This window comes from Saccharopolyspora sp. 6V, from assembly GCF_020176785.1.
In the GTDB taxonomy this organism is placed as follows: Bacteria; Actinomycetota; Actinomycetes; order Mycobacteriales; family Pseudonocardiaceae; genus Saccharopolyspora_C; species Saccharopolyspora_C gregorii.
The window spans coordinates 1-5,811 of record NZ_JAIUKB010000210.1 but is presented as its reverse complement, the minus strand read 5'-3'; the positions used below and the strand labels follow the sequence as shown (position 1 = coordinate 5,811).

The following is a 5,811-nucleotide window of genomic DNA, read 5'->3' as shown; positions in this document are numbered from 1 at the left end:
GGGGGCGGCGGGGCGGGGCGGGGGGGGGGGGGGGGGGTGCCCGCCCGTCCGGGTTGCGATCCTCATCGGCCCTGGCGGGCCGATGCCACCGAGATCTACACCTCGTACGCCGTCACCGACGACGAGTTGCGATCCTCATCGGCCCTGGCGGGCCGATGCCACTTCGAGGGTGCGGGCTCTGCCCGCCGGTGACTCTGACGTTGCGATCCTCATCGGCCCTGGCGGGCCGATGCCACGAAGGAGCAGGCGCTGATGAACCTGCCGAAGCCGGAGTTGCGATCCTCATCGGCCCTGGCGGGCCGATGCCACGGTGGCTGCGGCGACCGGGGCGAAGCGGCCGTCGATGTTGCGATCCTCATCGGCCCTGGCGGGCCGATGCCACGCGGTGCGGTGCCGGCGCCGCGGGGCGGCGGCGGGGTTGCGATCCTCATCGGCCCTGGCGGGCCGATGCCACGGGAGTTCGGCCGCCACATCATCGGTGTCGGCGCGGTTGCGATCCTCATCGGCCCTGGCGGGCCGATGCCACGCCTACGCCCGCACCCATGCTCGCCTCCTGCCCGAGTTGCGATCCTCATCGGCCCTGGCGGGCCGATGCCACCTTGCAGGACGCCGCCGAGGATGCCGAAAACCTGGGAGTTGCGATCCTCATCGGCCCTGGCGGGCCGATGCCACAACCACGCCGCCGCGTTCGGCGCGTTGTCGAACTCGTTGCGATCCTCATCGGCCCTGGCGGGCCGATGCCACGCCTACAGCACACCCATCACGATCATCACCGGCGGGGTTGCGATCCTCATCGGCCCTGGCGGGCCGATGCCACTGAGAGCTTCCGTGAGGCACGCGGGAGCCCGACCCGAGGGTTGCGATCCTCATCGGCCCTGGCGGGCCGATGCCACCGGGGCGCTGGAGGTGCCCGAGGCCGAACGCGGCGAGGTTGCGATCCTCATCGGCCCTGGCGGGCCGATGCCACAAGCGCCTGGGCATCAGCGGGGCTCACTGCGCCCGAGTTGCGATCCTCATCGGCCCTGGCGGGCCGATGCCACCGGGGCGCTGGAGGTGCCCGAGGCCGAACGCGGCGAGGTTGCGATCCTCATCGGCCCTGGCGGGCCGATGCCACCCTTGTCGATCAGGCAGAACAGCCCGCTCGACGGGATTACTTTATCCGGCTGTGACCGACACGCCCGGAATTCACTTCAGATCCCCTAGGCGTGTCGCACCACGCTACCGGCTCCGAACCGAACATACATCGGACGTCACCGACATCCAGCCTCCAGGCCGCTCCTCTTCATAACCGACTCACCAGCCACCCCGGTTGGTTCATAGAAGCGGGTCGTGGTCGGCAGGACTTCAGTCGCTGGCCCCACTCCCCAGAGTCCGGCACTGCGTCGAAACCAAGCTGCGCGAACGGACCACTCCACAAGAAAGGGCAGGTGAGGTCATGTTGTCGGTTGTTCCTTCGCGGTACTTGGCGCAGCGGATCGCTCGTGCGGACGAGACCGCCGAGCACGCCGCCGACCAGCTCTACCGGCTGCGGATGCTGGAGGTGTCCCAGCTCGTGCGCGACGTTCTTCCGCAGGCTGCTGCCTTGGTCGTCGCCGTGCGTCGCAAGAACACCGAGGTGTGCTGCGCCCTCGCCGAGGACGAACGGCAGCTCTGGTCCACAGGTGATGGCGCACCGGTCCCCGAAGATCCCGATTCGGCGCCTTGGACCGACGTGCTCGAACGCATCCAGTACGCGTTGACGTCCGCGCTCGGCATCCGGTCACCGCAGGACCGCTGGCAACGGCACGAGTCCGCCAGCGACCGGTTCTACGTCGATCTGCACGGCGACGACGAGATCTCCGCCGCCACCTCCGTCGTCCCTGGAGCGTTCGGGGCGAAGCTGTGCGCGGAAGGCGGCGATCCACTGTGGCTGGTCGAGCCGACATCCGCTCCCACGATGACCGTCGGTGGCGTGCACATCGCTGCACGCATCAGCAAGGACGGTCACCTGTTGATCGACGTCAGTCGTGAACGGGCAGGCAAGCGCTACCGACGACCCGAGACCGAGGTCCAGATCGATGTCCGCGTCGACGGGATGAACGCGTTCCCCACGGCCTGCTGACGAGCGCATCCCGCTCCGTCACCGGCTCCTCGACCAGCAACGTTCCATCCGCATGTCGTTTCAACCGACGCCTGTCTTCGGACGGGCGTCTTTTTCATGGGAGGTGTACATGGCCCCAGATCCGGCCGCCATCACGAGCAACAGCTCGATCTCCGCTGCGTTCGGGGACATCGGGCGCGAGATCATCGGCGCGTTCGAGGCCTTGGGGTGGGCCGAGGACGAGATCGACGCCGCGCGCACCCGACACCCCGACGCCGCCGACACGTTGTGGCACTCGTTCGCTCTGCTGCCGCCGCGGCAAGAGTTGATGTCCACCGAGTTCGTGTACCGCTCGCACGCCGTCGAGATCTTGGAGCGGGTCGTGGCCGGGCAGGACACGCGGCCGGCGACCGCGGCCGAGGTGTGCTGCGTGCTCGCCCAGGCCAGCCAAGTGACCCCGTTGGCCTCGGTCGCTTCCGGTCTGTACTGCCGGATGTGGCGGCGCGCGTTCCCCGACCAGCCGTTGTTCTGGGAAAGCCACGACGCGCACGAGGCCTTGGAAGGCGCGCGGATCGACGAGCTCGACACGATCACGCGCCGCAAGGCGGGCAACCCGGAACGCGTGCTGGGCGAGATCACCTGCGCGGGATGGCACCACGGCGTTCCCGCGGACTGCCGGTACGCGGCCGGGCAACGGCCCCTCTCGGCCTGACTCTGCTCATCCGTTCACCACACGACAGAAAGGTCGTTCATCATGGAGGAATCGAAGTTGGCGCTCAACGGACTCGACCCGCTGGTCAGCGAAATCCCGAACCTGATGGGTTTCGTCCCCGCCGACTCACTGGTGCTGGTCGGACTGCTCGACCTCGGCACCAGGTCGAAGGTGGAAGTCACGTTGCGCATCGACCTGCCCGCGCCGGAGCACCGCGCACCGGCCGCACGATTTCTGCGGCAGTTCGCCGAGGACAAGGAGGTCGACGCCGTCGTCGCGGTCGTGATCGGCGGTGACCGCGAGGAGCAGCGGGAACTGATCGCCGAGGTCGGTTCGGAGTTCGACGAGCACGAGATCAGCGTGCACGCGGTGTGGACCGCAGCCCTGCGCGACGGGGAGAACTGGTACTGCTACCAGCACGACGGCTGCGACGGGGTCGTGTACGACACCACCGGTTCCCAGCTGGCGGCGATGGCCGCCGCGGGAGGGTTTCGCTTGTGGGGAAGCCGGGAGGAGATGGCGGCGACGATCGCTCCCGCCTCGGACGCGGTGCGCCGCGACGTCGCCGACCGCTTGCAGACCTGGTACGAACGCTCGGAGGACGTGCCTCAGTCGCTACGGGAAGCCGCGGCACCGGTGTTCGCGGCGCTGGAACGGTTGCGCGACGGCGAGGCGTTGAGCACGGACGAGGCGGTGGCCGCACTCGGTGCCGTGGGTTCTCCCGCGGTGCGGGACCTGATGCTGTTCCGGCGGGAACCGGGAGCCGAGCAGCTCTGGACGATCCTGCTTCGCCACGCCCCGGACACCGAGGTCGAAGCACCCGCAGTCCTGCTGGCGGTCGCGTCACATCTCATCGGCGATGGCGTGATGGCCAACCTCGCGCTGGAACGGGCACGGAAGGCAGCCGCCCCGCAGGCTCCCAGCGTGCTGCTGTCCATGCTCGAGCAGATTCTGATGGCCAAGGCCCACCACCTGAGCGCGCTCCTCGACAACATGGCCGGTGACCCCGAGATCCAGCTGGACTGAGCGCACCCCATCTCGACGCACCTCGGACGAGGTGCGTTTTTTGTTGCCTTGAAACGGAGAGAACATTGCCTAAAACGACCACTATGGACAGTGTTGCTACGGCCGACGGTTCGAGTACGAGCGGTGCGCCGGAGATCGCGGAAGGCGACGTCGAGCTGCTGCGGGTCGATCCGCGCGACCTGATCATCGGGGTGAACGTCCGCTCCGAAGCCGGGCTCACCAAGGGTTTCCTCGCCGACATCAAACAGCGGGGTGTGCGCCAGCCCATCATCGCCCGCCGCCGTGCCGACGGTTCGCTGATCGTGCGCGAAGGGCAGCGGCGCGCCCTCGCCGCGGTCGAGGCCGGACTGAGCGAGGTCCGGGTGCTGGTCAGCGACGCACGGGACTCCGACGATGACGACCGCGGGACGATCGAGCGGGTCATCGATCAGCTCGGGGAGAACGAGCACCGGTGCCGGCTCGCCGAACGCGACGAGCTCGCCGCCACCCAAGAACTCCTCGACCTCGGGCTCTCCGCCCGCCAGATCGCGCGGAAGCGGTCCGTGCCAGCCAAACGCGTCCAGTCGACCGTGACCGTGGCCCGCTCGGCAGCCGCGACCGGCGCGGTCGAAGCCGGACTGGACCTGGTGCAGGCCGGGTTCATCGCGGAGTTCGACGGCGACGACGAGGCGCAAGCCGAGCTGCGCGAGACCGCCTCCACCCGGCCGGCGCAGCTCGCCCACGTCGCTCAGCGCTGGCGCGACCAGCGTGCCGAAGAGGCCGCGCTGGCCGTGCGGACCGGCGAACTCGTCGAGCAGGGTGTCACCGTCATCGACCGGCCCTACCTCTACCCGGACGGGCTGCGGAGGCTCAGCGCGCTGCGACCGACACCCGAATCCGAACCCGGCAGCGACCTCGACCCCGAACAGCACGTCCACTGCCCGGGGCACGCGGTGTTCCTGGACTACTCCCGGCCCACCGGCCAGGTCGAGGAGATCGGGGTCTGCCAGGACTTCATCGACCACGGCCACGCCGAACGCTTCGCACCCGCGGGACAGGCCACCCGGGCACCGAGCAACGGCGGTGAGCTGACCGAGCAGGAGCGCACAGCCAAGAAGGCCCACCGACGCACCGTGATCGACCACGGCAAAGCCTGGGACTCGGCCACGACCCTGCGCCGCGACTGGCTGCGCAAGTTCGCCGCCCGGCGCACGGCCCCGAAGGACGCGCCCGCGTGGACCGCACAGGCCTGGGCCGACGGTGGTCACTGCTTGCGCAAGGCCCTCACCGGCGGCCACGAACTCGCCGCCGAGCTGCTCGGTGTCTCCGGCGGCTCGGCGGAAATCGCGCGGATGGCCGAGCAGGCCACCCCGGGCCGCGCCGCGGTGATCCTGACGGTGCTGGCGATGGCCGCGATCGAGGCGGGCACCGACCGCCGCCACACCTGGGAACGGCCCGACGATCTCCAGCGCCGGTATTTCGCGCAGCTCCAGCAGTGGGGATACGAACCGGCCGAAGTCGAAGCACTCGTCACCGCCGAGGCCTCGTCGACCACGGGCGATGCCGAGGCTTCCCCGGATTCCGGCGAGGCCGCTTGAACCACGTCCGCCGGGCCGGCCCCGTCCGCTACGGCGGGACCGGCCCGGTGCGGATAGAGGAAGGAGACCGCCGTCATGCCCCACCTCCACCTGGGCCACGATGCCTGCACGGCGCTGGTCCGAGCCAGGCCGAACCGATGAGCATCCCCACCGGCCACGTCGACGACCCGCACGACGCCGACCCGCCGTTGCTCCACGCCGCCCTGACCGCAGCAGCACGAGGACACGCGGTGCTCCCGCTGTGGCCGCGCTCGAAACGTCCCGTCTTCACCGGCTGGGAGAACGCGGCCACCACCGACCCGCTGCGCATCCGAGAGCTCTGGACGGCCACACCGTTCAACCTGTTGACCGGACTAGCACGCAACACGCCGAGGCAGGAGCAGATCTGGTCGCGGCTGTTCGGTACGACTTCCGCA

Annotated in this window: 5 protein-coding genes and 1 CRISPR repeat array; all 5 genes read left to right on the top strand. The window is 69.5% G+C overall.

Annotation, left to right across the window (positions count from 1 at the left end; genetic code table 11):
- Positions 1-52: 52 nt before the first annotated feature.
- Positions 53-1,114: direct repeats of the CRISPR family, unit length 37 nt; unit sequence GTTGCGATCCTCATCGGCCCTGGCGGGCCGATGCCAC.
- A gap of 321 nt (positions 1,115-1,435) precedes the next feature.
- On the top strand, positions 1,436-2,101 hold the full coding sequence (locus LCD35_RS29265) for a hypothetical protein (protein WP_225045282.1): 666 nt from the start codon (positions 1,436-1,438) through the stop codon (positions 2,099-2,101).
- 109 nt (positions 2,102-2,210) lie between these two features.
- A complete protein-coding gene (locus LCD35_RS29260) occupies positions 2,211-2,792 on the top strand; it encodes a hypothetical protein (RefSeq protein ID WP_225045281.1) in 582 nt (193 codons plus the stop codon).
- Positions 2,793-2,834: 42 nt separating this feature from the next.
- Complete coding sequence (locus tag LCD35_RS29255; RefSeq protein ID WP_225045280.1) at positions 2,835-3,818, top strand: DUF4192 domain-containing protein; 984 nt, start codon at positions 2,835-2,837, stop codon at positions 3,816-3,818.
- An 83-nt stretch (positions 3,819-3,901) separates the two neighbouring features.
- The gene (locus tag LCD35_RS29250; protein WP_225045279.1) at positions 3,902-5,395 is read left to right on the top strand and encodes a ParB N-terminal domain-containing protein; all 1,494 of its coding nucleotides are present in this window, start codon (positions 3,902-3,904) and stop codon (positions 5,393-5,395) included.
- A gap of 137 nt (positions 5,396-5,532) precedes the next feature.
- Positions 5,533-5,811, top strand: a 279-nt coding sequence (locus LCD35_RS29245) for a bifunctional DNA primase/polymerase (protein WP_225045278.1), incomplete at its 3' end; no start/stop codon positions are given.

What these genes read in the sequence shown, in the direction of transcription:
- LCD35_RS29265 (WP_225045282.1), top strand. Translation starts at nt 1,436, where the DNA reads ATGTTGTCGGTTGTTCCTTCGCGGTACTTGGCGCAGCGGATCGCTCGT.
- LCD35_RS29260 (WP_225045281.1), top strand. Translation starts at nt 2,211, where the DNA reads ATGGCCCCAGATCCGGCCGCCATCACGAGCAACAGCTCGATCTCCGCT.
- LCD35_RS29255 (WP_225045280.1), top strand. Translation starts at nt 2,835, where the DNA reads ATGGAGGAATCGAAGTTGGCGCTCAACGGACTCGACCCGCTGGTCAGC.
- LCD35_RS29250 (WP_225045279.1), top strand. Translation starts at nt 3,902, where the DNA reads ATGGACAGTGTTGCTACGGCCGACGGTTCGAGTACGAGCGGTGCGCCG.